This is a genomic window from Paenibacillus sp. J22R160 (assembly GCF_059692135.1).
This window is the reverse complement of the sequence record NZ_JCAUAU010000011.1, coordinates 161,604-186,246: the sequence shown is the minus strand read 5'-3', so window position 1 is coordinate 186,246 and position 24,643 is coordinate 161,604. Positions and strand designations below refer to the sequence as shown.

Annotated in this window: 28 protein-coding genes; 23 read left to right on the top strand and 5 right to left on the bottom strand. The window is 45.6% G+C overall.

Features of this window, described 5'->3' with window-relative positions:
• Window positions 1-255: 255 nt before the first annotated feature.
• Together AC58UW_RS21395 and AC58UW_RS21390 are read right to left on the bottom strand one after the other, a co-directional pair.
• Window positions 256-450, bottom strand: a complete 195-nt coding sequence (locus tag AC58UW_RS21395; protein ID WP_497422631.1) for a hypothetical protein — start codon at window positions 448-450, stop codon at window positions 256-258.
• The gene (locus AC58UW_RS21390) at window positions 447-791 is read right to left on the bottom strand and encodes an ArsR/SmtB family transcription factor (protein WP_497422630.1); all 345 of its coding nucleotides are present in this window, start codon (window positions 789-791) and stop codon (window positions 447-449) included. Before AC58UW_RS21390 ends, AC58UW_RS21395 begins: the two co-directional genes overlap by 4 nt.
• 121 nt (window positions 792-912) lie before the next feature.
• Here AC58UW_RS21390 and AC58UW_RS21385 point away from each other — a divergent pair, with 121 nt between their 5' ends.
• The 11 genes from AC58UW_RS21385 (at window position 913) to AC58UW_RS21335 (ending at window position 10,929) form a co-directional block, all read left to right on the top strand.
• The gene (locus AC58UW_RS21385; RefSeq protein WP_497422629.1) at window positions 913-2,286 is read left to right on the top strand and encodes an MFS transporter; all 1,374 of its coding nucleotides are present in this window, start codon (window positions 913-915) and stop codon (window positions 2,284-2,286) included.
• Between the two features lie 145 nt (window positions 2,287-2,431).
• Window positions 2,432-3,262, top strand: coding sequence for a thermonuclease family protein (locus tag AC58UW_RS21380; protein WP_497422628.1), 831 nt, complete (start codon window positions 2,432-2,434; stop codon window positions 3,260-3,262).
• 122 nt (window positions 3,263-3,384) lie between these two features.
• Window positions 3,385-4,221 (top strand): class I fructose-bisphosphate aldolase, encoded by an 837-nt coding sequence (locus AC58UW_RS21375; RefSeq protein ID WP_497422627.1) that lies wholly within the window; start codon window positions 3,385-3,387, stop codon window positions 4,219-4,221.
• Window positions 4,222-4,248: 27 nt separating this feature from the next.
• Window positions 4,249-5,406 (top strand): Gfo/Idh/MocA family protein, encoded by a 1,158-nt coding sequence (locus AC58UW_RS21370; RefSeq protein WP_497422626.1) that lies wholly within the window; start codon window positions 4,249-4,251, stop codon window positions 5,404-5,406.
• Between the two features lie 2 nt (window positions 5,407-5,408).
• Window positions 5,409-6,629: a carbohydrate kinase family protein gene (locus AC58UW_RS21365; protein WP_497422625.1), complete on the top strand. Its 1,221-nt coding sequence runs from the start codon at window positions 5,409-5,411 to the stop codon at window positions 6,627-6,629.
• A gap of 3 nt (window positions 6,630-6,632) precedes the next feature.
• A complete protein-coding gene (locus AC58UW_RS21360) occupies window positions 6,633-7,181 on the top strand; it encodes a D-lyxose/D-mannose family sugar isomerase (protein ID WP_497422624.1) in 549 nt (182 codons plus the stop codon).
• Window positions 7,182-7,204: 23 nt separating this feature from the next.
• Window positions 7,205-7,960 (top strand): DeoR/GlpR family DNA-binding transcription regulator, encoded by a 756-nt coding sequence (locus tag AC58UW_RS21355; protein ID WP_497422623.1) that lies wholly within the window; start codon window positions 7,205-7,207, stop codon window positions 7,958-7,960.
• A gap of 111 nt (window positions 7,961-8,071) precedes the next feature.
• Window positions 8,072-8,989 (top strand): aldo/keto reductase, encoded by a 918-nt coding sequence (locus AC58UW_RS21350; RefSeq protein ID WP_497422622.1) that lies wholly within the window; start codon window positions 8,072-8,074, stop codon window positions 8,987-8,989.
• 121 nt (window positions 8,990-9,110) lie between these two features.
• A complete protein-coding gene (locus AC58UW_RS21345; RefSeq protein ID WP_497422621.1) occupies window positions 9,111-9,662 on the top strand; it encodes an ATP-binding protein in 552 nt (183 codons plus the stop codon).
• Between the two features lie 54 nt (window positions 9,663-9,716).
• Window positions 9,717-10,349, top strand: coding sequence for a DUF2306 domain-containing protein (locus AC58UW_RS21340; RefSeq protein WP_497422620.1), 633 nt, complete (start codon window positions 9,717-9,719; stop codon window positions 10,347-10,349).
• A 97-nt stretch (window positions 10,350-10,446) separates the two neighbouring features.
• On the top strand, window positions 10,447-10,929 hold the full coding sequence (locus tag AC58UW_RS21335) for a CcdC protein domain-containing protein (protein ID WP_497422619.1): 483 nt from the start codon (window positions 10,447-10,449) through the stop codon (window positions 10,927-10,929).
• Window positions 10,930-10,967: 38 nt separating this feature from the next.
• Here AC58UW_RS21335 and AC58UW_RS21330 read toward each other — a convergent pair whose 3' ends face one another.
• Window positions 10,968-11,843, bottom strand: coding sequence for a phosphotransferase family protein (locus tag AC58UW_RS21330; RefSeq protein ID WP_497422618.1), 876 nt, complete (start codon window positions 11,841-11,843; stop codon window positions 10,968-10,970).
• A gap of 181 nt (window positions 11,844-12,024) precedes the next feature.
• Between AC58UW_RS21330 and AC58UW_RS21325 the strand changes: the two genes are divergently transcribed.
• A complete protein-coding gene (locus AC58UW_RS21325) occupies window positions 12,025-13,215 on the top strand; it encodes an MFS transporter (protein WP_497422617.1) in 1,191 nt (396 codons plus the stop codon).
• 141 nt (window positions 13,216-13,356) lie between these two features.
• Here the strand turns inward: AC58UW_RS21325 and AC58UW_RS21320 are convergent, their stop codons facing one another.
• Complete coding sequence (locus tag AC58UW_RS21320) at window positions 13,357-14,262, bottom strand: LysR substrate-binding domain-containing protein (protein ID WP_497422616.1); 906 nt, start codon at window positions 14,260-14,262, stop codon at window positions 13,357-13,359.
• 128 nt (window positions 14,263-14,390) lie between these two features.
• Here AC58UW_RS21320 and AC58UW_RS21315 point away from each other — a divergent pair, with 128 nt between their 5' ends.
• Both AC58UW_RS21315 and AC58UW_RS21310 read left to right on the top strand, forming a co-directional pair.
• Window positions 14,391-15,059, top strand: coding sequence for an O-methyltransferase (locus tag AC58UW_RS21315; protein WP_497422615.1), 669 nt, complete (start codon window positions 14,391-14,393; stop codon window positions 15,057-15,059).
• 142 nt (window positions 15,060-15,201) lie between these two features.
• The gene (locus tag AC58UW_RS21310; protein ID WP_497422614.1) at window positions 15,202-16,101 is read left to right on the top strand and encodes a DMT family transporter; all 900 of its coding nucleotides are present in this window, start codon (window positions 15,202-15,204) and stop codon (window positions 16,099-16,101) included.
• Window positions 16,102-16,270: 169 nt separating this feature from the next.
• Here AC58UW_RS21310 and AC58UW_RS21305 read toward each other — a convergent pair whose 3' ends face one another.
• Window positions 16,271-16,666 carry a hypothetical protein gene (locus AC58UW_RS21305; protein WP_497422613.1) on the bottom strand — a complete coding sequence of 132 codons (396 nt, stop codon included), beginning with the start codon at window positions 16,664-16,666 and terminating at the stop codon, window positions 16,271-16,273.
• A gap of 216 nt (window positions 16,667-16,882) precedes the next feature.
• On the opposite strand from AC58UW_RS21305, the gene AC58UW_RS21300 reads away from it, so the two are divergent.
• From AC58UW_RS21300 to phnH, 9 genes are all read left to right on the top strand, one after another.
• Complete coding sequence (locus tag AC58UW_RS21300) at window positions 16,883-17,782, top strand: hypothetical protein (RefSeq protein ID WP_497422612.1); 900 nt, start codon at window positions 16,883-16,885, stop codon at window positions 17,780-17,782.
• Window positions 17,783-18,019: 237 nt separating this feature from the next.
• On the top strand, window positions 18,020-19,195 hold the full coding sequence (locus tag AC58UW_RS21295) for a chromate transporter (RefSeq protein WP_497422638.1): 1,176 nt from the start codon (window positions 18,020-18,022) through the stop codon (window positions 19,193-19,195).
• Window positions 19,196-19,417: 222 nt separating this feature from the next.
• Window positions 19,418-20,161 carry a phosphonate metabolism transcriptional regulator PhnF gene (phnF, locus tag AC58UW_RS21290; protein ID WP_497422611.1) on the top strand — a complete coding sequence of 248 codons (744 nt, stop codon included), beginning with the start codon at window positions 19,418-19,420 and terminating at the stop codon, window positions 20,159-20,161.
• A gap of 33 nt (window positions 20,162-20,194) precedes the next feature.
• Complete coding sequence (locus AC58UW_RS21285) at window positions 20,195-21,172, top strand: phosphate/phosphite/phosphonate ABC transporter substrate-binding protein (RefSeq protein ID WP_497422610.1); 978 nt, start codon at window positions 20,195-20,197, stop codon at window positions 21,170-21,172.
• A 23-nt stretch (window positions 21,173-21,195) separates the two neighbouring features.
• Entirely contained in the window at window positions 21,196-21,939 is a 744-nt protein-coding gene (gene phnC, locus AC58UW_RS21280) for a phosphonate ABC transporter ATP-binding protein (protein WP_497422609.1), read from the top strand.
• A 20-nt stretch (window positions 21,940-21,959) separates the two neighbouring features.
• The gene (gene phnE, locus AC58UW_RS21275) at window positions 21,960-22,748 is read left to right on the top strand and encodes a phosphonate ABC transporter, permease protein PhnE (protein ID WP_497422608.1); all 789 of its coding nucleotides are present in this window, start codon (window positions 21,960-21,962) and stop codon (window positions 22,746-22,748) included.
• On the top strand, window positions 22,745-23,584 hold the full coding sequence (gene phnE / locus AC58UW_RS21270; RefSeq protein WP_497422607.1) for a phosphonate ABC transporter, permease protein PhnE: 840 nt from the start codon (window positions 22,745-22,747) through the stop codon (window positions 23,582-23,584). The genes phnE (AC58UW_RS21275) and phnE (AC58UW_RS21270) overlap by 4 nt, the downstream gene beginning before the upstream one ends.
• Before the next feature lie 5 nt (window positions 23,585-23,589).
• A complete protein-coding gene (gene phnG / locus AC58UW_RS21265; RefSeq protein WP_497422606.1) occupies window positions 23,590-24,027 on the top strand; it encodes a phosphonate C-P lyase system protein PhnG in 438 nt (145 codons plus the stop codon).
• Window positions 24,014-24,643: a phosphonate C-P lyase system protein PhnH gene (phnH, locus tag AC58UW_RS21260; protein ID WP_497422605.1), complete on the top strand. Its 630-nt coding sequence runs from the start codon at window positions 24,014-24,016 to the stop codon at window positions 24,641-24,643. The genes phnG and phnH overlap by 14 nt, the downstream gene beginning before the upstream one ends.

Genomic DNA, 24,643 nt, shown 5'->3' with positions numbered 1-24,643 from the left:
CGCGTGGGCTTCGCCCACACGAAGGTAAAAGACTGAAAATTCAATTAATATAATTTTGATTATGTCTTGATGGATACTTCTACAAGCTTACACAAACTTCTTGACGCTACCTCGGTGAATGAAATAGCGCCAGAAACTCCATCTAAATCGGCCTCAGCGTGCGAGATTTCCGAGATTTGACCGGATTAGCGGTAGGAATTCCAGTTAACTGAGCAAAAGTGGATCAGCAGCGGAAAATAGCTGGAGAATTCGGCGTTATTTACTAGTAGTCGGAGCCGCCCACCAGTTATCGACCAGCCGTCCAGCAGTTGTCTGCTCGATCTGTCCACCAGTTATCGACCAGCCGTCCAGCAGTTGCCCGCTCGATCTGTCCTCAAGTTCTCCGCCAGCTACCCTCCAGTTCCACCAGCTCTCCATCAGCCGCCCACTCAGTTCCCCAGCGGCAGTCATCCTTGCGCTGGACAAAAGATCCGCTTTTTCTCATCCGAAGCATCATAAGCAGAAAGAATAGAGGTAAGCAACCCAGGGAATCGCGTTTCTAAATCCTCTGTTCTCAGTGAAACAAGCCGCTGAGTGCCATGTACGCGAATATTCACAAGGCCAGCCTCTCTTAAAGTCCGAGCATGATGAGACATAGTTGATTTTACAACAGGTACTTGGAAATCACCGCAAGCTTGCTCTTTCAATGTGTTAAGTTCGGAGACGACATATAAGCGTATAGGATCACTTAAGGCATATAAGACGGTGGACAAATGAATGTCAGCTATATCTGGATGATGTAAATGTTTCATTCTAGAGCCCCCTCAATTATTGCGGGATTATGATTGTATTATATCATATCTCATGTTATTATTCTTCTATTGTTCGATAAGTATCGAATTATTATTGAATGGGGAGGCGCGAAGAAACGCCATGCATAAGATACAGGATACAAACAAAGCTCAAGAGAGTGGTATCAAGAAAGAAGGAGTCGTTATCTTTCTGCTCGGGATAACGATTGTACTCGTCATCATGAACACGATGATGTTTAACTTAGCATTACCAGCTGTGGCCAAAGCGTTCCAACTCACAGCTGCATCCACGTCCTGGATCGTAACTGGTTACTCCATTGTATTCGCGATCTCATCCATTACGTATAGTAGGCTAGCCGATTTTGTTCCCATACGAAGACTATTCATTATCGGAATCTTGTCGCTAAGCCTTGGGGGCATAATGGGATTATTCAGCAACAGCTTTGCCGTTCTGCTCATTGTCCGCATTCTTCAAGCCTCCGGAGCAGGTGCAATTCCAGCACTGTCGCTTGTGCTTTTATCCCGTTACATTCCATTGGAACGTAGAGGGAAATCCATGGCGATGATCATGTCTTCGGTCGCATTTGGACTCGGCTTCGGCCCTGTTGTAGGCGGATTTATCGTTGAATATCTAGGCTGGCATCTTTTGTTTGTCATAACGGCTGTAACTTTGGTGCTCGTGCCTCTTTATATGAAGTTCATTCCCAAAGAAGAACCACGTAAGGGTTCATTCGATGCATTAGGCGCACTATTCATTGGTGTAGGTACTACAGGACTTCTTTTATTCTTAACGAACCATTCGATCATAGCACTCCTAGCCGGGCTGATCTCGATAGTACTCTTTATTGTGCGCATTCGATCTGCAAAAGATCCCTTCATCCTTCCGTCGTTATTTGCGAATCGTTCATTTCTTATTTTGGGCGCTGTGGGAGTGGCCGCGTATTTGTGCAGTTTCGCAACCTTGTTCCTTATGCCGCAAATTCTTGTTAAACAGTATCACTTAAGTGCGATTCAAGCAGGTTTGGTGATTTTCCCTGGTTCAGCGCTAGCGATGATCATTTCCCGTCAAGTTGGTCGTATCATTGATTCACGCGGCAATAGCTCACTCATTCGTTATATGCCACTACTCCTACTGGCATCCGTGATCCTTTTCGCCTTGTTCGAGGGCATCTCATTTTACTCGATCATGTTCATCTACATGTTAATGAGCATAAGCTATTCGATCTTAACCAGCAGTATTTCCAATGAAATGTCGAGATTGCTTCTTCCTTCACAGATCGCATCTGGACTTGGGTTATTCCAGCTTCTGCAATTTTTCAGCGGCGCATTCGGGGTTGCTGCAACGGCAAGTGCCCTTGTTTGGCAGAAGAATCTCACTTTAGCGCATGCTTACAGCAATATTTACTGGGGACTTACGCTAATTGTGATTCTAGCTATCGTGTGCGCGATTACGTACCTTCGGTCTACTTGGAGAAAAACACAGCCTGCTGCCTAACATAGTTGTAACCTTATCAAGGGTTGGTCCCAATTGTCTGCAAAGACAAAGGATCAACCTTTTTCTATCTATACTGTGTTTTCTAATCCCGCTATTTGTTATAATGGCGGAGTCGTATAGATCAGTCATACTTGGAGGTCTTCACATGCTGCATGAAAAGTTTAAAAAGTTTCTTTTAGGTACAATTGTATTAACTGTTTTTATTGTTTCAGGATGTTCGCAAGAAACAGCGATGCGTACCGCAACCTCGCCATCACCAAGTGCTGTACCAACGGTTACACCAGTAGCCTCAAACGGTAAGTTAATACCGGCGAAGATCGTGCGAGTGGTCGATGGAGACACCATGAAAGTATCATTCAATGAATCGGGAAAAGTAAAAGAAGAAACAATAAGATTATTACTGGTGGACACGCCTGAGAGTGTAGACCCTGAGAAGCCTGTTCAACCGTTTGCTCTGGAAGCTTCTAAGTTCGCAAAGGATACGTTGAATGATAAAGATGTGCGTCTGGAACTAGATGTATCCGAGCGGGATAAATACGGTAGGTTGCTTTGCTATTTATACATAGGGGATAAAATGTTCAATGAAATGCTGCTTGAAAATGGTTACGCCAGAGTGGCCTATATCTACCCGCCAAATGTCAAATATGTCGATAAGTTTCGTGACATACAAAAGACAGCGCAACTAAAAGGAGTTAACATTTGGAGTGTTGAGAACTACGCCCAAGAGGATGGGTATCACGAAAGTGTCGTGAAAGCCAAACAAACCCCATCAGCAGCCCCCACGGCTGCGCCTACACCTGTGCCGACAGCCATGCCGTCACCAACGGCGAAGCCAGCACCCGCAGCAGAATCGAACGTTTACTATAACAATTGCACGGAAGCCAAGGCTGCCGGTGCTTATAATATCAAAAGAGGTCAACCTGGATACAGTTCTAAACTTGATAGGGATAATGACGGCGTTGCCTGTGAGAAGTGATGCAGGCAAGTTCAGAGTGGAGCAGCATATTGCTGCTCTTTTTTTGTTTAAACAGAAAATAAAATGTTGTAAACGAACATTATGCGTTATAAAATAACATTCAAAAGGAGTGAATCATGAGGATGTCTTTTCTAAAACCAAGATTGAATCGTATGTTCAGCGAGCAGGGAAAATGTTTTGATGTCGCTATTGATCACGGATTTTTCAATGAAATTACGTTTTTATCCGGCATCGAGAATGTGAAGAAGGCGATCGAGACAATCGTAGACGCTGGCCCGAATTGTATTCAGCTCAGCATCGGTCAAGCGCGGCATCTCCAATCGATTCCAGGAAGCCAGAAACCGGGGCTAGTTCTGCGTGCCGATGCAGCTAATGTCTATGGAAACGTGCTGCCTCATTACTTATTCAGTGAACTCATACACAATGCGATTGAACAAGCTGTTCGGATGGATGCCGTATCCGTTTGTGCCAATTTACTGCTTTTACCGAATCAGCCAGAACTTCATCACCAATGTGTGAAAAACATCTCCCTCCTCAAAACGGCGTGTGAGAAGTACGCGATGCCTTTGATGGTAGAACCACTTGTCATGATGGCGAACGCGGACAAGGGCGGCTACATGGTCGATGGGGATATTGACAAAATTGTTCCCCTCGTCAGACAAGCGGTTGAGCTAGGCGCGGATGTCATCAAAGCAGATCCTTGCGACCATGTGGAGGAATATGCCCGGGTAATCGAAATTGCTTCCGGGATTCCTGTACTTGTACGCGGAGGCGGCCGGGCAAGCGATGAAGAGATTATGGCGCGGACGGTTGAGCTGATGAAACAAGGTGCTTCAGGCATCGTATACGGCCGCAACGTCGTCCAACATCCGAATCCTGCAGGCATGACCAAAGCCTTGATGTCCATTGTTCACCATGGAGCAACCGCCGAACAATCACTAGCACAGTTAACCCGCTAGATAATGTTATTAAAGGAGAATGTCTGCATGGCTCAAACAATCATTCGCTTCGGTGTGATCGGCTGCGGGCTCATGGGCAAAGAATTTGCGAGTGCCGCGGCTCGGTGGTGTCATTTGACTGAAGTTGATTTTGCCCCAAGCATCGTAGCCGTCTGTGACGCCAATCCTGCAGCAACGGCGTGGTTTCAAGAGCATGTACCCAGCGTGGAAACGGCTTGCACGGATTATAAAGAGCTGCTCGCGAATCCGAAGGTGGATGCCATCTATTGCGCGGTTCCGCATAACCTGCACGCTCAAATTTATATCGATATTATCAAGTCCGGCAAACATTTGTTAGGCGAAAAGCCGTTCGGCATCGACCAAGAAGCTAATGAGCGCATTCAGCAAGCCATTGCGGATCACCCGGATGTGATCGTGAGATGCTCATCGGAATTTCCGTTTTTCCCTGGAGCTCAGCAGCTTGTGGCCTGGGCGGAGAATGGTAAATTCGGTAAAATCATCGAAGTAGAGGCAGGCTTTTGGCACTCCAGCGATCTGGACCCAGCCAAGCCTATTAACTGGAAGCGAAGAATCGCTGCGAACGGTGAATATGGATGCATGGGCGATTTGGGCATGCATGTGCTGCATCTGCCGATGCGTTTCGGCTGGAAACCCCAAACTGTGAGGGCTCTATTATCGAACATAGTGCCGAATCGTCCCGACGGACAAGGGAACATGGTGCCGTGTGAGACATGGGACAACGCGATACTCGCCTGTGAAGTTCGAACAGAGAACCAGCAGTTTCCAATGGTGCTGTCGATGAAACGGATAGCGCCAGGCCACACCAACACCTGGTTCATCCGTATCACAGGGACCGAATTCTCGGCCGAATTTTCGACGAAAAATCCGAAGCAGGTAGCCTATTTGCCCTATACACCGGGCGGAGTTCAAGCATGGCATATCGTGGATTCGCCTTATAAGTCAGCGTATAGCACGATAACGGGAGGCATATTTGAATTCGGCTTCTCCGATTCAATTCTTCAGATGTGGGCTGCCTTTTGCGATGAGCTGGTTAATCATCCGTCTCCTCGTCAGCCTTTCCACTGCGTCACACCAGAGGAAGCGGGCAGCAGCCACGTTATTTTTACCGCTGCCTTGGAATCGAATCGAACAGGTCAAACGATGGTCATCGACTGGAGGAACTAATCTTGAGCGGGAGTCAAGCGGAAGTGATTGTAGCCGGACATATTTGTTTGGATATTATTCCCACGATTCACGGTAAACCTTCAAGAATGGATGAGTTGTTCGTTCCCGGAAAGCTTGTGGATGTCGGCAAAGCCGTTGTCTCGACAGGAGGCGCAGTATCCAATACAGGAATTGCCCTGCATCAGCTTGGCTGCAAAGTCAGTTTGATGGGGAAAGTGGGCAAAGACTTATTTGGCGAAACGATTCTTTCGATTCTGGCCACGTACAGTCCGACGTTAACTGAGGGCATGATCATAACTCCGGATGCAAGCAGCTCCTACTCCATTGTGATTAGTCCCCCACAGACGGATCGGATTTTTCTGCATGCGACAGGGGCAAACGATACCTACTCCGCCGATGATCTTAGGATTGAGCAGCTGCAGGGTGCTCGCTTATTTCATTTCGGGTACCCGCCTCTCATGCGCAGCATGTATAAGAACAACGGGGCAGAGCTGATCTTGTTATTAAAAAAGGTCAAGGAACAAGGATTGACGGTATCTCTTGATTTGGCGAAACCTGACCCGGAGACGGAGGCTGGCGGTGCGGATTGGCGCACTATTTTAACCGGAGCTCTGCCGTATGTGGATGTATGTCTGCCTAGTTTTGAGGAAATTGTTTATATGCTGCATCGGGATCGGTACGAAACATGGACGAAAGAGTCTGGCTCCGGGGATTTACTCACTTATGCTACAGGGGATTTTCTTTCTGAGCTTGCTGAAGAGCTGCTGGACATGGGAGCCGCCATTGTTGGCTTGAAGCTGGGAGAACACGGCCTATACGTGCGTACCACCAAGGATGTCACTCGCTTATCTGCGATCGGACATTGCTGGCTTTCGAAGGAGCTGCAAGCCAATTGGCTGGATAGCGAAATGATTGCTTCGTGTTTTCAAGTTGACGTTGTAGGTACTACAGGAGCTGGAGATTGTACAATTGCGGGTTTTATATACGGTTTATTGCAAGGGTTGGAGCTTGAAAAGGCACTTCAGACTGCCGTTGGTGTTGGCGCTTTTAATGTGGAGCAGGCGGATGCTGTCAGCGGCATTCCCCATGGTACTACAGTTTGGGAACGGATAAATAAGGGATGGAAACTGCGTGAAATGAAGCTGGATTTGCCGAATTGGGCAATGAATGAACAGCAGATTTGGATCGGACCGAATCACAAGATAGCCGAAGGGAGCAGGTAATTGATGAAAAGAAGTGAGATCAGCCAAGCGCAGGCGCGGGCTGCACAAATACTGAAAGAAAGCGGTATTGTTTTGACGGTGGAGGAAACTCGACATATTGAAGTGGCTGGTTTCGGACTCGATCAATTGGAAGTACAAGGGCTTGAGCTAGTCACTTATGTCAATACCGATCGTTATTGCGCCAAAGAACTGGTTCTTTTTCCACGGCAAACCTGTCCAGAGCATTTACATCCACCTGTAGGTGAGGATCCCGGCAAAATGGAGACGTTCCGCTGCCGATCCGGTAAGGTTTTTCTGTATGTGGAGGGAGAAGCGGCCATAAGCCTGAAAGCGATAATCCCTGTAGGAAGTGAAGCTTACTATTCGGTTTTTCACGAAATAGAATTGCATCCTGGTGAGCAGTATACGATATACCCTGGGATCAAGCACTGGTTTCAAGCTGGAGAGGATGGAGCGGTCATTTCGGAATTTTCTAGCACGAGCAGAGACGAGTATGACCTATTCACAGATCCCCGCATTGTACGGACGCCACGGATGGAAGAAGATGAGTAGAGGAAGAATACGGAGGCTTTGACATGCACAACCCATTTAATCATCGACAGCAGCTTATTTTGGATCACATGGCTGTTCAAGGTGAAGTGAAAATTGCCGAATTGAAAGAGATGTTCGACGTTACGGAGATGACCCTGCGCAGAGATATGGAGAAGCTGGAGCAGTGGGGCCACATCAAGCGTACGTTCGGCGGCGCGATATTCGTCGGTCATGATATTGCTTTGCATGAGCGAACCGGCGTTCATATGGAAGAGAAGAAGCGGATCGGCCAGCAAGCAGCGCAACTGATTCAGCCGGGCGATGCCATCTTCCTCGACGGAGGCTCGACAACCCTGCAGGTTGCGAGATTTATACAGCCGAACTTGCCTATTACGGTTGTTACCCATGCGCTGAATATAGCGTCAGAGCTTCAGGGCAAGCAGATTTCGACGATCGTTATCGGCGGCATGCTGCTGGACCAAACCTCGACATTAGTAGGACCCGTAGCCGTTGAAGCGTTGGCCAAAATGGCGTTCAACAAGGCTTTTATTGGTACGACCGGTGTAACAGCAAAGCATGGCTATAGCAATTCCAATATGTACGAGGCTGAGATTAAGCGTCTTGTCATAAATCAGGCAGCCGAAACCGTGATGGTGACGGATCATTCCAAGTTCGGTAAACAGGATTTGTTTTCATTCGCGAATCTGAATGCTGTTAACCGTATTGTCACGGATCAGACGCCTAATCAAGAATTAAGCGAGGCGCTCAAGGAAGCCGGAGTAGAACTTACAATTACTTAAAATTAATTAGTAACAGCATTTCTTGAAAACTACTGGGCGAATGTGTGACAATGATAGTGTTACATAAATGAATGAACAAGTTACAAGCCTTGAAGGAGGATGTTTAGCACAATGAGAACGATGAAACTTGGTACAAGCAACTTAGAAGTTCCGGTTATCGCCGTAGGCTGTATGAGGATTAATTCATTGGAAAAAAATGAGGCTGAGCGCTTCGTCCAGTCAGCGCTGGATGCAGGAGCCAATTTCTTTGACCATGCAGATATTTACGGTGGGGGCACTTGTGAAGAGATTTTCTCCGAGGCCATTCATATGAACGATGATATTCGTGAGAAAATCATTCTGCAATCCAAATGCGGCATTCGCAAAGGTATGTTCGATTTCTCGAAAGAACATATTTTGGAATCCGTAGACGCTATTCTGAAGCGCCTCAAAACCGATTATTTGGACATTCTGCTTCTGCATCGTCCAGATGCTTTAGTAGAACCGGAAGAGGTCGCCGAGGCTTTTGATCTTCTTGAGAGCTCAGGGAAAGTTAGACATTTCGGTGTTTCCAACCAGACTCCGATGCAAATTCAATTATTGAAGAAATCGGTCAAGCAGCCGCTTGTAGCCAATCAATTGCAATTAAGCATCACGAACTCCACGATGATTTCCAATGGCATGAATGTGAATATGCTGAATGATTCCGCAGTGAACCGTGACGGCAACGTGCTTGATTACTGCAGACTGAACGATATCACCATTCAGCCGTGGTCTCCTTTCCAATACGGATTCTTCGAAGGCGTATTCCTTGACAACGACAAGTTCCCCGAGCTGAATCTGAAAATCGATGAGATCGCGGAAAAATACGAAGTGAGCAATACCACGATCGCCATCGCATGGTTATTACGCCACCCAGCTCGGATGCAGCCGGTTACTGGCACGATGAATATTAATCGCTTACTGGATTGCTGTAAAGCGGCTGATGTTCATTTGACACGCCAAGAATGGTATGAGATTTTCCGTGCAGCAGGCAATGTGCTTCCATAAGGATTAAAGATAAGACTCCTAGCGCGCGCTGGGGGTCTTTTTTTGCTTGAAAATGAAGAGAAGAAGGTTTTTGGATCATAATGGTGAACTATAGATTACTTAAAAGAATGGAGCTGCCTACATGATAAGATTAGTGATAATAACGGTTGGCAAAACCCACAGCGGCAAAACGACATTTGCCAAAAGTTTAGAACAACAGCTGCCCAACTCCCTGGTGATAGACCAAGATAATCAGGCAGAGTTCATCAACACGCACTACAAAACTTTGCTTCCCAAGCAAGGACCAAATACAATTAAGTATGCCATCACTCAAACAATCGTCAATTATGCGGTTAATCAGACCGATGTGCATCTCATTCTGTGCAACTCCAATCGCTCTCGCAAAGGTCGATTAGACCTACTAGCACATTTCCGCAATCAAGGATTCGTGAGTGTCCTTGTTCATTTTGATATTCCAGATCCTATCCTTCAGGCCCGAGTCGTGGAAAGTAAGCGCAGTAAAGCTATATTCAGGAGTGCTTCAACGTTCGAGGAAGTACTGATTCGGCAACAGGCTGAATCTCATAAAGCGGGCATTGCTAACCCAACAGAAGATGAGGCAGATCATCTTTTTGTAATCAGAAATTCAGAAGATGTGCAGTCCGTCATTCAATCCATTCTCCAACTAGATTGATGCTTGAGAAATGGTACAATGGCATAATGGCTTACATGGTGAAAGGTTATAGAAATGCTCAATAGAAAAAATGCTTATCTACTAATGGTGCTCGTTACAATTGTTTTAATTGTGTATGTAATTTACGCCAATTTCGTTCTTGATACTCGGGCAACAGGATTCCTAAGCCGTAAAATAGAGCTTAAAAAAGCTTTAAATGTCGCTGTCTGGCTGAAGGTGATGCACGTGCATGTCGCATTTGCCTGCTTGGCGATGATCGCGGGTGCGATGAATTTCTCTTCCTGGATCTTTAAGAAATACCGCAGGTTCCACCGGTTGAATGGTTATTTGTATGTGGTATCCGTCATGATCGTTGACCTCACGTCTGGTTACATGGCACCCTATGCAACCGGCGGGAAGATCAGCAGTATGGCTTTTAATTTGTTGAATATTATATGGTTGCTCATGACCTTCATGGCAATTGTGAAAATTAGGAAAAAGCAAGTGGACCAACATCGGAAGTGGATGATCAGAAGTTACACATTTGTTTATACGAATTTCTCCATTCATCTGCTAACTTCGTTCTTCCATAAGGGGTTCGGGTTGTCCTATGCGGACAGCTATACGATTAGTGTATACAGTTCGATCATCGTGCTGCTCCTGGTGGGGGAAATTGTTATTCGTACACTGCCGAAGGTGAGAATATGACAATTGTCATCTCGAACCGGTGACTTGCTTCACTTTTGCAAGACTCCCTTAAAGGCGATAATGAAGATAATAAATCCTTTAAGGGAGTGTTCAAATTATGAATGCAACAGTATCGATGATGATTTCAGCTTTGATTTTCTTTTTCATCTTGCGTGGACAATTAAGTGGCATGAATAAACCGCTAAAAAAATCAGGAATAAGCCTGCTGCTGCCAATCTTATATATTTCAACTTCATTTATGCAGTTATTCGATCCATCCTTGCATATCCGTGAGGAGCAAGTCATTATTGCCCTATTGATCGGTATGGTTGTTTCGCTGCCCCTGATCCTAACGACTAACTTTGAAGTGCGAGACAGTGGCAACACTTTTATTAAGCGTAACAAAACGGTCTTCGTGCTGCTCATTGTGATCTTTGCACTGCGTTTCCTTGTCGTAGCGACTATAACATCAATCGATCCAAGCACACTTAGTTTTATGTGCAACCTCGTTACCTTCGGATATATCGCGACTTGGCGCATTACGAGTTATATTAAATTCAGAGGTGTGAGCTCTTCCAAACAACCGATGATGAATATTTAAGTCTTAAGCGGCGCATCCCTTGCGCTGCTTTTTGCTATTTACTTGAGGATCACAGATTTTATTTTCGACACGGCCTCTTCGATTTCAGATGGATCATAGCGAAGTGCGTGTAAGAGACCGCTTATTTCTCGCAGCCCTTGATGTCTTTTAACCCGACGTTCGATGGTTGTATCTTCTGGAAAAGCGCGTTCATACTCTCCAAACAGCAGATGATAAAAGTCCTCGCCCATATAACTTTGCGTTGCCAAATCTTTGGCAGGATCTCCAATGTGCATCGCACTAAAGTCAATAACCCCCGTTATTTGTGCACATAAGTCATCGGTTAAAATATTTGCATACCATAAATCTCCGTGGCACAAAACATTGGGGTGCGTATAAAACGTTTCATCTTCCAACGCTTCTTCCCACCAGGAAGTCAACTTTTGCTGCTCGCTCCCCGTTAAAGCTTGTTTTAATAGATCTTGTGTATTTGCACGCAATTCCCTCATGTGGTTCTTGTTGTTTACTTCTTGCGGACAATGTGAAAGCAACGTATGGACAGGTATTTGATGTAAATGGCTAATAAAATTCGCTAGCTGCTTGGCAATAACAGGCAGCTTGTCTGGCGAGAGTCGGTCAGGATGCAGCGGAGTTCCCTGCAATTTTTTGTAACTCATGATTCCCAAAGGGATGATGGACGGATCATATCTGTTCGAAATAGGCAGCGGAATGTCAACATCCAGTGAATCTTGAATTTGAGGCAACAGCTGAAACTCTTTCGTATATTGACGAGCGGTTTCAACTGTTTTGGCAATCCTAAAGATTGTTCCATCTTGCTGCTCAATCACAATGCTTTCGAATCCTTCGCCTAGAACGGAGATTTCTTTCTTATCTATTTTCAATAGCAGCAATGCAGCATCCAGTAAATCCGTCATAGATCTTCACCCCTTTGTTTAATAGTTTAACATTCTCCTTACATCGCATACTACTGCGTAACACACATCTCCACTTCATAAATCGCAAAGGTAACCTATGGTCCATTTATGCAGGAAATCAATTTGCCATAATCGAATTGTAAAGGATGTCCATGAACACTCGAGAAGGCGGCTGAAAGGAATGCAAATTAGCGGTCAAATGAAACGATTGCTGCTCATGAATGCAGCATCAACAGTCATATTTAACTACATTGGTATTTTCGTCAATTTATTTATTTGGGAGAAGAACAACAATATCTCTGAAGTGGTTTGGTTCAATCTCATCATGTTTATCACATGGACATTCGCGTTTGCGGTGGGTTCTAGATTGTTAACCAACTATACGACACGTGTGCTGATTCGTACGAATGCGGTCTGCGGCGGTGTCGTATTTCTTCTATTATCGGTGCTAGAGCTGGAAAATAGGTTACTCTGGATCACCATTATCGCCATTCCGATCGGCGTCATGTGGGGATTTTATGCCGCAACGCAGAACATTACCTTGAGTGTATATGGGAAAGGGAAGGATTTCGAGCAGTATTTTTCAATCGCCACGATCATCAATCAGCTCGTATCTATTATTAATCCGATTGCCTTTGCGCTCATTATCAAATGGATCGGATACTCGGGCTCCTTTTTACTAATGTTCGTGTTTGTAGCCTTGTTGCTGGTCGTTTCGTTCTATATTCCTTCCATTACCCTGTCGGGTGAGTCCGAGCGTTTATTTCGCGGTATACAATTTCGGCTCGTCTTTGCGACCAGTGCGCTGCGATGGATGGTTCCGTCTCTGCTGGCGGCAGGTATATTTTTGCAATTTCAAGTGCTGTTTGCGTTGGTGTTTACCTTTTCGGTATCGGAAGATAAATTGGTCATTGCTATGCTTAATGTACTTTATGCTTGTTTCGCCATCGGGGCTATGATGTTGTATAGAAGGCTGAAGACACGTGAAGGGGTTTGGCTCGCCATCGGGATGATTTTTCTATCAGTCGGCATTCTTCTGCCGCTCTTGCCTAAAGCGCCAATCCTCATCATTTCCAATATTTTAACGACAATCGGGATGTTTTATTTTGGGACGGTGTGGAACACGAGGCAGTTCCGAATTATTGCTAAGCAAACGGCTGTACAGCAAGCTCGAATTTTCTTGTGGCGGGAATGCTTTTTGAATGCTTCCAGAATACTTTTGCTAATCATGGCTTTATCGGTAAAAGAAATTCGCGGAGGAGCGTTCATTGTATTAATTATGCTGGCGCTTGTCTGCGCGCTGATGGTTCCATATTTCTCAGGGAAGAGTACAGAAGCTTTCGAGAGGCAGACAGGGGAAGTGGAGAAGTAGAACTGAAAACGAAGGGCTGCGAATAGCCGGATTATTCAGTTATAAATATTATTTATCGGGCTGCAATTGGGGAATCATTGGTACACTAAAGTTAACGAATGGTGTCATGATTATAGTCTAGGAGGACTTATCCCTAGCTGATTACAAGAACGATTTGTTATAAGGGTTTTGACGGATCATCTGGATGAGATTGTTTGTGGAAGCAGATAAGGATTCATTTTTGCGTGTACAAATAGCGATTGTATTCTTGAGATGGATCCCTTCCACATAAACTCTGGACAGCTCTCCACGATTTACATATTCGCGTACAACGAGAGAAGACACGAAGTTTGCGCCATATCCGGCAATAACGGCAGTAATAGCCTCATGCAGTCCATTAAATTGCAAAGAAATGGCGGGAACGGCAGAGTGATAGGTGCGGCACAATGACAGCAATCGCTCGCGAGTTGAACTGCCTTCTTCACGCATGACAAAAGGTTCTTTCATCATTTCGGACAGAGAAACCTGCTGATTGGCATATTTGTGATTAGGGGCGACTACAAACCATAACTCGTCCTGAAACAATTCTTCTGTCAGAATGGTGTCCGGATATGACTCGGCTATTCCCCCATAAATCGCGATATCAACCTCCACATTTAAAAGCTGTTGCAAGGCACCGTTGGAATTGGTCGTGTTAATGATCATTTCCACTTGTTCATATTGCTGCTTAAACTTTGCTATCCAAGTGGGTATGAGGAAGTGAGCGGGTAAATAGGTCGCGGCTAACCGAATACTTCCGTTCGTGCCGCTGCGGTAATTGTGAGCGAATTGTTCGATTTGCTGTTCAACCGCGAAAAGTCTTTTTGCAAGTAGAGCAAGTTCTTCGCCGGCATCCGTTAGGGCAATTCCTCTTCCCAGAGGTTTCAGCAGGGGAAGCTCCAATTCCTTTTCGAATTTTTTTATCTGAGCGGTAATGGCAGGTTGACTTATATTTAATAATTCGGAAGCGCGTGTCACACTTCCGGTTGTTGCGACAGTATGAAATAAGCGTAATGCATGTAGATTCATTTGTAAGGCTCCCTTTGCTTTTAATTCATATATTGTAATTATGATTCTAACATAAAGATATATTATTTATATAATTAGAATCGGTTTATAATGAAGTCAGAAGGTAGAAACAAAGAGGAGTGATACCTATGCATGCAATAAACACATGGGAGAAAGTAGATCAGTATATTACAGAACGCCTGATTCCACATGACTCTGTTTTGGAAAAAGCCTTGGCGGCGAACCAACATGCCGGGCTGCCCGCATATGATGTTTCACCTACTCAAGGAAAGCTTTTGAACTTGTTAGCTCAAATGAAAGGTGCCAAACGGATCTTGGAGATCGGTACTTTAGGCGGCTACAGTACCATTTGGTTGGCGAGGGCACTGCCTTCAGAAGGGAAACTAGTTACATTGGAACTAGATCCGGTTCATGCCCAAGTGGCGGAGGCGAACATATCCCATGCTCAGTTGAGTGAACTTGTCGAGCTTCGCGTAGGAGATGCTTTAGAACAATTAGCTCAATTGGACAATGAGGGCGTTGAACCTTTTGATCTCATATTCATTGATGCCGACAAACCCAATAATCCTAATTATTTAAAATGGGCGCTGCATTTTTCGCATCCTGGGACTGTCATTATTGGAGATAATGTGATCCGTGACGGCGAGGTCATTAATGAGGTCAGCGAAGATCCCCGTGTTCAGGGAGTGAGGCAGTTTTATGATCTGTTGGCAGATGAACCCAAGATCTCGGCAACGGCCATTCAGACGGTCGGCAGTAAAGGATACGATGGTTTTGTATTAGGCATTGTGAAGTGATGAAACGGGCATGGGATTTTCCATGTCCGGCTTTTATGTTTTGAGGAGGAATTGCAGAAATCCAAGCGAATATCTTTTTAATGATCTGTTTGCTATACGCAATAATCAAATATGATTTAGAGTTTAAGGAGATTCAAGAGAGATGCCAGAACGTAATGTTTTATGGAAGCTTTGGGGAGTGTCGTTGCTATGGGGCTTTAATTATGTTGCAAGCGCCTATTTGCTGCGAGACTTTTCACCCATTTTTTTATCATTCGCACGACTCGTTGTTATGTCACTGTTCTTAATTTCTGTAGCGGTCATTAACAAATCGATCAGACGTCCAACCTCGCGAGAGTGGGGACTTCTCCTGTTTGCCGGGATTTTTGGGACTTTATTCAACCAGTTGTTTTATTTTACTGGACTGCAGCATTCAACAGCGGGTAACGCCGCGCTCATTATTGCGCTTTCACCCATTGCTACGCTGCTGTTATCGCGCTTGTTTCTGAAAGAAGAAGTCACGTTGCTTAAGCTTACTGGATCTGTCGTCGCTCTAGTTGGCGTTGTGTGTATTGTTCTGTACGGAGGGAAGACACTTGGAATTTCTAAAGGCGATGTGTACTTGCTGCTGGCCATGCTGGGCATGTCGATCAGCCTATTGTTCATTCGCAAACTAACGAACGGTATGACCTCCTATGAGGTGACGATATATTCAACGGTTATTGGGACTATTCTAATGTCACCTGCCGTTGCGGTTGAAGCGCTTCAAGGTCATCTTCATGCGAGCCATCACATGTTGACCTGGCTATTGCTGATCAGCGTAGCCGTCATTGGCCAAGGCTTGGCTGGCTTTTGGTGGAACCAAGGCATCGCTGTCGTTGGGCCGTCCACTAGCGCGATGTTTATGAATATCCCGCCATTTATCGCGATCATCGTAAGTTTCTTCCTGCTGGGCGATCCGATTCGAGCCGCTCAAATAGGCGGGGGAATTCTGATCCTGGCTGGTGTCATGATCGCCAATATGAAGCGCCGTCAGCCTCGAGAGATAAGTGCGGGAATTTAATAGCTTTTGATTAATAGACAAGGAAGCATGCAGGTAAACAAACAAGCGGATGCCAACGAGGCATCTGCTTGTTTGTATTAGGGCCTTAATGGATCCTAACAGAGTAGATGGAATACTTGCAATTAACGCCGATTCCTCCAGCTATTCTTAGTGATTTACCTGATTTTTCCTATTTAACAGGAATTTCTGGCGCTAATTTGATTAAATTTAGCAGATTTCGTCCAGCTATCAACGATATAGTTGGAGTTTCTACCGCTATTTCATTTCCTGCGACTGAACAGTGCAGAATAACGGCAGTTTTTCCAGCTATTTCAGCAGATGCCAAATTAGGTGTGGTCGTGGCCACCGTGGCCTTGCCTTTGGCAGTGCCTGTGGCCGTGCCTGTGGCCTTGCCTTTGGCAGTGCCTGTGGCCGTGCTTTTGGCCTTGCCTTTGGCAGTGCCTTTGGCAGTGCCTGTGGCCGTGCCTGTGGCCGTGCCTGTGGCCGTGCCTTTGGCAGTGCCTGTGGCCGTGCCTTTGGCAGTGTCTTTGGCCTTGCTTTTGGCCTTGCCTTTTGCCATAGTCATGACCTGAGCCACCACCCAATCCCGAGCGCAATTGGCGTTCCCTCCTCCAAAAACGGCCACCCAACGAAACTATTTCTTGGGAAATAATTCATAAATTAGATCATGCGATGGTAAACACATTTCGACACTCCTATTTCGACTGTAAATGCAATTATATGAATCTAGAATACTAGTATTAGCCTTTTATTCCCTTAGTAATAGTGAGGAGATGACGATATGGCAAATTTAGATTTAGAGCTGGTATATAGTCCAAAACAGGTGCATGAGCATCTCCGGGTCAGTGATTCAAGCTTACGCAAGTATGCAATGGCGCTTGAAGCGAGAGGGTACAAATTTCGTAAAGAAGATAATGGCAATCGGATTTTCACGCAGCATGACATCGATATCTTTGAAATCTTGAAACAACGACTAGATGCTGGTCAAAGTATGAAGACTGCGGCAAGCTCAACGATGAACCATGTTCGCAAGAACGTCCCAAGAACGCTACCCGTTCCTGCGGCGCCAGCGGCTCCTCTAGCAGGTCCACCAGCGTTAACCGAGCGTTCTTCCGATGTTTTCAAGCAGAAGTTTGAGGAGGGTTTTGCGGTACTGCTGGAAGAACGTATCAATACCGCGATTAAACCGCTCATCGAAGGTGTTTCTCAACTAAACGGTCTTGTAGCGGATCTGACAAGTCAAAATAAACAGCTGCTAAGCCAAAATCAAGAGCTAAGAACCATGCTTCCAGCTCCACGGAACATCGAGGAAGAGAAGCGCCAGCAGCGAGAGATTGTCGATGAAGTGAAGGTGCTTCATGAAAAACAGAAGAAGCTCGAGCAGCAGCATTATGAGGAACTTAAGCGTCAGAACGAGGAGATTCAAAAACTCATTCCTCCTGCGCCAGATCTCGAGAAAGAGCGCAGCGAAAGAACCAATGAGTATCTCACAATTCGCAGAATTAACTTGGCACTCGAGAAGGAAGCCTACGAGCAGTGGAGTCGAAAGCCGGAACATGAACGGGTTCGAAAGATGGGCTTGTTCAAGAAAGAAGAAAATATTGAAGTGCGCAATCAGTTTATCAAATCCTACATGGATGAATATTTTGAAGAACGGTTACGCCTTGAATTTGCACAATAAGATGTGGAAGCAAGCTGATTCTGTGAGTGTGAGAGCTCATGGAATCGGCTTGTTTTTCTTTTCTTCATCCATTCATTTTGATTTAGCAATTGACCATCAAGGAAATTGGTGGTAACTTAAAACTATCGATTAATCAAGAAAAATTGATTTATAAGCTGTTAAGGTTAGCTATCATCTATAAAGTTTGTATAGGAGGAATCATGATTCGTGGAAGAGGATAATGTCGCAGTCCAACAGATGCCCATTAGCAAAGCACGGGCTTTACTAGAAATATTGGCTGTGTCTGCGAAACTAGGGGTAACTTCATTTGGAGGGCCGATCGCGCATCTCGGTTACTTTCATAATGAATACATACGTCGCCGCAAATGGATGGATGAGCAGAACTATGCGGATATAGTTGCCCTATGTCAGTTCTTGCCCGGTCCTGCCAGCAGTCAGGTCGGCATAGCGGTGGGGGTCATTCGCGCTGGATTGCTCGGCGGACTGACAGCTTGGTTGGGTTTTACACTGCCATCAGTCATTGCGTTGGTGCTGTTTGCCTTCTTACTGAAGGGATTTGATATTGGCAGCGCAGGTTGGATTCACGGCCTCAAGATCGTCGCAGTAGCTATCGTCGTTCAAGCGATACTGGGCATGGGTCAGAAGCTTGCTCCTGACCGCAATAGAGCAACAATTGCAGTTGTTGTAGCAGCCGTTACCCTCCTATGGCAGACTGCTATAAGCCAAGTTTTGCTTATAGGTATTGCGGGAATTGTAGGGATGTTAATGTATAAAAATACGTCGATTTCGAATACAACGAATCTCCACGTTCCCATCAGGCGAAGCGTTGCTATTCTCAGTTTGGCCGCCTTCTTCGGACTTCTGATCCTGCTTCCCTCGCTTCGACAAATCGTTCATGCAGAGTGGCTGTCCATATTTGATAGTTTTTATCGCTCAGGGTCGCTAGTTTTTGGCGGGGGACATGTTGTTCTCCCCATGCTTGAACGGGAAGTCGTCCCGACAGGGTGGGTCAGCAAGTCGGACTTTCTAGCGGGATATGGTGCCGCGCAAGCTGTGCCTGGACCGTTGTTTACCTTCGCAGCGTATTTGGGGGTGATGATTGGCGGAGTGAAAGGTGCCATTGTCGCTACGACAGCTATTTTTCTTCCAGCGTATCTTTTAGTCGTTGGAGCGCTGCCCTTCTGGCATACTTTGCGAACAAGCGCTAAAGTCCAAGGAGCATTAATCGGCATTAATGCAGCTGTCGTTGGTATTTTGCTTGCAGCGTTATATAACCCGCTTTGGATCACGGCCATATTGGCTCCTGTCGATTTTGCCTTGGCAGCGATTCTGTTTTTGATGCTTGTATTTTGGAAGCTGCCGCCTTGGGTTGTCGTAATCGCTGGAGCCATTGGCGGAATATTGATTTCCTGATTTTTAGTTGATTTTCGCTTGATTTTACTTGGTTTTGTAGAATAAATAAGCTCTCTTCCCAACTTGGAGGAGGGCTTTTTGGCATAGCACGAAGTGGAGAGTAGTCCTAAAGTCTATATTTTCAGAATTTTCTTAACAGTATCTTTATTTGTTGTTAACACTGACCTGATGTCGACAAGTTAAGTTTTAGTCGTAAGTTATGAAGGGAGTGGAGGTGAAACAATGAGGCAGAAATCTGATCTTCGGGATATGCCAGCCCGTTATCTTGAAATTGCAGATATCCTTCATCAAGAGATTGTGAATGGGAGTTACAGCTTACATGAGCGTCTACCCTCAGAAGCCCAATTGTGCAGTCGGTTTCGTGAGAACCGTTATACGATTAGGCAAGCGTTGGATGTACTCCTGCATAAGGGAGTTATTCGTTCGCATCAGGGGAAAGGGCATTATGTGTGTGAAAAGCCCCTAAATCTTCAATATACCATTACGCCGAATACGAGATTTTCGAATGAAATTACTTTAATGGGCTGCACGCCGAAAGCGAAGCTGCTTAAGCAGGAAAAGTTAATTCCGCCAGAGGAAATTGCAGCTGCCTTAAAGCTAGAACCCCAAGAAGAGGTCTATCGGTTAGAAATATTACGCTATGCAGACAGTATTCCACTTGCTTGGAATGTAACTTGGCTTCCAGATAAATTTTTTCCTGATCTTTTGGAACACACGCGCTGTCTAGGTTCCTTATACGCAATGCTGGAAAATGTGTATGGTATGCAGCTTCACCGCATATTGTCTACCTTTCAGGCAGCTTATCCTACAGCATTAGAGGCAAGCTATTTGAGAATTCCTCCGAATGCGAATTTACTGCATATCGAAAGTGTGATGAGAGATAGTGAGATGCGGTTAGTAGAGTTCACTTCAGCGAAATATCGCGGTGACCTATGCCGAGTATCGATTGAATTGGAACAAAAATGAGATGAAATTCAAAATTGATGGAGGAATCATAAGATGATGAGATCATTATTCCATTCAAAGGTATGGAAGACCACTACAATTTTAGCAACAATATCGGTGTTGACAGTGCTTGCCTCTGGATGCGGCCAAAAAATGGGCGATTCAAGTAAAACGAATGCCCAGGCAGCAGCTGTACAAACAGCTGAAGCAGCAAAGATGCCGGATGTCCTTCGTGTTGGCGTTCTCCCTGGCGAAGAAGAAGGCAAGCTGTCGCGTGGTAACAAGAAGTTTGTAGAAGATTTGGGAACAGCCCTAGGCATGAAAACGGAGTTGTTTGTAGGAGATGACTATACGGCCGTTATTGAAGCTATGCGTACGAAGAAAATCGATATCGCCTCCTTTGGTCCATTTGCTTATGTCATTGCTGCTGAACGCAGTGGAGCTATCCCTTTTGCCGTCAAAGCGACAAGTGCGGACGCAGCTTTTTATTACAGCGAAATTGTCGTTCCTGCGAATTCACCTGCCCAAAGCATTGCTGATTTGAAAGGTAAAACGTTCTTGTTTGCCGACCCGGCTTCCACATCTGGACATCTCTTCCCACGCAATATTTTCATTCACCAATTAGGTATCAAAAATGAAGATGTTGAGAAGTTCTTCTCGAACGTTTCTTTCTCAGGCGGTCATGACAAATCGATTCTGGCTATCGCAAAAGGAAACGCAGATGGCGCCGGGGTCTGTGATACCTGTATTCAAAAAGTCATTGACGCCGGGCTGATCAAAGCAACAGACTTCCGTGTCTTAGCTAAATCCGATCCGATTCCAACAAGTCCATATACCTACCGGAAAGATCTACCTGAGGAGCTTGTCCAAAAAATTAAAGACTTTGTGTTTAGTTACGATAAGAACAACAATAACCCGCCGTTTTTTGCAAATGGGACGCAGAAGTTTTTCCCTGTTTCAGATAAAGATTTTCAAGTCGTCAAAGATACAGCCAAAGCCCTTAATATGAGTCCGGAACAATTATTGAAATAGTAGAAAGGCGCGGTGACGGAGAAATGGCTGCTCTTTTGGAGATTCAGAATTTAAAAAAAGTGTATAGCGATGGAACAACCGCTCTTCAAGGGGTGGATTTTAAGGTAAACGAGGGCGAATTTGTCGTCGTGATTGGATCAAGCGGGGCAGGTAAGAGTACGCTGCTGCGCTGCATTAACCGATTAGTTCAGCCATCGGAAGGTTCCGTCATGTTTAATGCAATGGATACAACCAAAGCCAATCAAACGCAAGTTAGAAAGCTGCGCCGTGAGGTAGGGATGGTTTTCCAAAGCTTCAACCTGATTCAGCGTGTATCCGTGTTACGAAATGTGCTAAACGGGCGTCTGGGTTACATGAATCCATTGACGGGGATGCTCGGGATGTTCTCGAAATCGGATGTTGAAGAAGCGAAGAAGATTTTATTCCGTCTCGGGCTGCATGAACAAATGTATAAGAGAGCGGATGAATTAAGCGGAGGGCAGCAGCAGCGGGTTGGGATTGCTAGAGCGTTGTCTCAGCGGCCCAAATTAATTCTTGCCGACGAACCCATCGCGAGCCTTGATCCCGTGACTTCGGAAACGATCATGAGTCACCTGCATACGATTTGCCAGGAGGATGGCATTACTTGTGTCGTTAATCTACATCAGGTGGAGGTCGCCAAGAAATATGCCTCTCGGATTATCGGTATCCATAAGGGGACTGTTGCCTTCGATGGGAAACCGAATCAATTATCGGACAATGAAATCTCTCATATTTACCAGAAGTAACGGGAAGGGGACTTTAGGAGATGGAGGATCGTTTAAAGGATTTGCAGCGGCAAAAGAAGCTACAGTCCATGATGATTGCCGTTGTTATTATGGCGATTACGATTTGGTCTGCCATACAAACTAATTTTTCAGTGGCAGAACTGTTTTCCGGCGGGAGCGAAATATTTCGCTTCGTATTGTTTGACTTTCTCCCTCCAGATTTCACGACAATTAGTAAATTAATCGGCCCAGCACTGGATACTATTTATATCAGCTTTGTATCGATGGTTATCGGCGCTTGTTTATCCATGGTTTTGGCATTCTTTGCTGCAGCTACAACTGCGCCAAATAAAGTCATTCAGATCATCGTAAGAGCTTTCTCTTCCGTCATGCGCAATATTCCTACTTTGATTTGGGCGATTTTATTGGTATTCGCTTATGGACTAGGAACAACGGTTGGTTGCTTGGCACTCATTATCACTTCGATTGGAACGTTAACCAGAGCCTACGCGGAAATGCTGGAAGAGATCGATATGGGTCAAGTGGAAGCGCTCAAGGCCACAGGTGCAACGTACTTTCAAGTGCTCGGTCAAGCGGTGATGCCGCAGTTCATGCCAGGGTTTATTGGCTGGTCGCTTTATAAATTAGAGCTGAATATTAGAGCTTCCACGATTATTGGGATGGTCGGCGGAGGCGGGTTGGGTTTTGCCATTCAGAAAGGCATTAAGCTGTTCCAGTACCAAGAAGTTAGCTTGGCGATTCTTCTGGTCATTGTCATCGTGGTTATGACGGAATGGACCACTAGTAAAATAAGGGAGCGTATCCTATGAGTACAGAATGGACGCAATCGGCCGGTAAGATGGCTGAGCGATCACGACCTGGCTATGGAGCCTATCCGCAAAAACCGAAAAAGGATCCTATTTTGGTTGGAGCAGCCATTTTTGGTGCGGTATTCTTCGTCTTCTGCTTTGTGCAGTTACATTTTGATTTCTACAAAATCATGCAGGGTACATGGAAATTTATCATTTCCTTTGCCCAAATGCTGCCGCCTAATGTTTCAGATTGGAAAGAAATCTTGCTCGCCGGCCTTCTTACCTTGCAGGTTGCGATTGTAGGAACCGTGCTCGCCGTTATTGCCGCCTTCTTCTTATCTTTTCTGGCTGCTGAAAATGTATCTCCACGGACGGCATGGTTCGTGAAAGGCTTAGGATCATTTCTTCGTGCGGTGCCAACGCTCGTATGGGCTTTGATTTTCATCGTTGCGGTTGGTTTGGGACCTTTCCCAGGGATCTTGGCGATTGGCGTTCACGCTGTCGGGATGTTGATCAAAGTGTTCTCACAGTCGATTGAAGAGGTCGATGAAGGCGCATTGGAAGCGATCCGGGCCACGGGTGCTGGATGGTTGCAAATCATGGCGCAGGCCGTGATCCCTAATGTATTTACTTCGTTCTTGGCGTGGAGCGTGTTTCGATTGGAAATCGATATCGGGGAATCGGTCATCTTAGGTGCAGTAGGCGCGGGCGGAATCGGTTGGGAAATTTCCAATGCGATGCGTGCTTACGAATTTGATACGGTTGGTTTCGTCGCTCTTATTATTTTTATTATGGTGTTCATCGTGGAATTAGGAAGCAACCGGATGAAGCTGAAAATCCGCAGGAGGGGGTAGATTTCATGAAAAAGTCGCAAATTTCCCGTATTCTCATCGATGGTAATCCGCAGTTAGTGGCGTCGTTCAGTCAAGAAATTGAACAAAACTATCCCATCACGATGATTAAACCGCCGGAGAAGAGCTTAGTTATGACCAAAGCAAGAGATTCCGTCTCACAGCAGCCTTTTTATATTGGAGAAGTCCTGGTAACGGAATGCACAGTTTCTATCCATGATGTTTATGGTTTTGGCGTTCTGATGGGAGAAGATGCGCAGAAATCGTATCAGCTTGCCGTTGTCGATGCGGCTTTTCAGGCGGATCTGCCTGAAACAAAGGCGTGGAGCGAGCGATTGCTGGAAGAAGAACAGCAAATCGCAATCAAACATAGACTCGTCTATTCGCAAGCTATGAAGACGAAGGTGAATTTCGACACGATGGAGGAGTACAATGCCAAACGTTAATGAAGCGACTTTCGAGCAAGTTCATGACACGCAATTCATCTATCGTCAGCTGCTGGATGCTTTCGCTAAACCAGGTCAAATCTACAGTATTGAACCCGCTGCGGCAAAGCTGACAACCTTATCGCCTCTGCAAGCAATGATCACCTGTTTGGCGATGACACTTTTCGACGGTGAAGTCAGTTTCTGTTTGGAAATGGAAGGGCAGGAGGGGCTAGATACCTATTTGCGCCGCCAAACTTTTAGCCGAAACGTGCCGGCTTCCGAAGCCGATCATATTATCACGCAAGCCAGCATGGACGCTGGGCAGATCCAACTTTTGTTATCGAAGCTGCGTAAAGGAACCTTGATCCGGCCTGAAGACGGGGCTACGTTGTTCATTCATGTCCTTGATTTGGAGACGGAAACGAGGGGAGACAATCAGGGATGGACGCTGACGGGGCCGGGGATTCAACATGCCCACCAGTTATATATTCCGGGGCTGCCAAAAGCATGGTTTGAAGAGCGCGCCAAGCTAAATGTCGAATATCCACTAGGCATCGATATGGTGTTGTTTACAGAAAGCGGCAAGATGACGGCTTTGCCAAGAACAACAATCGTTAGAGAGGATGACATATAG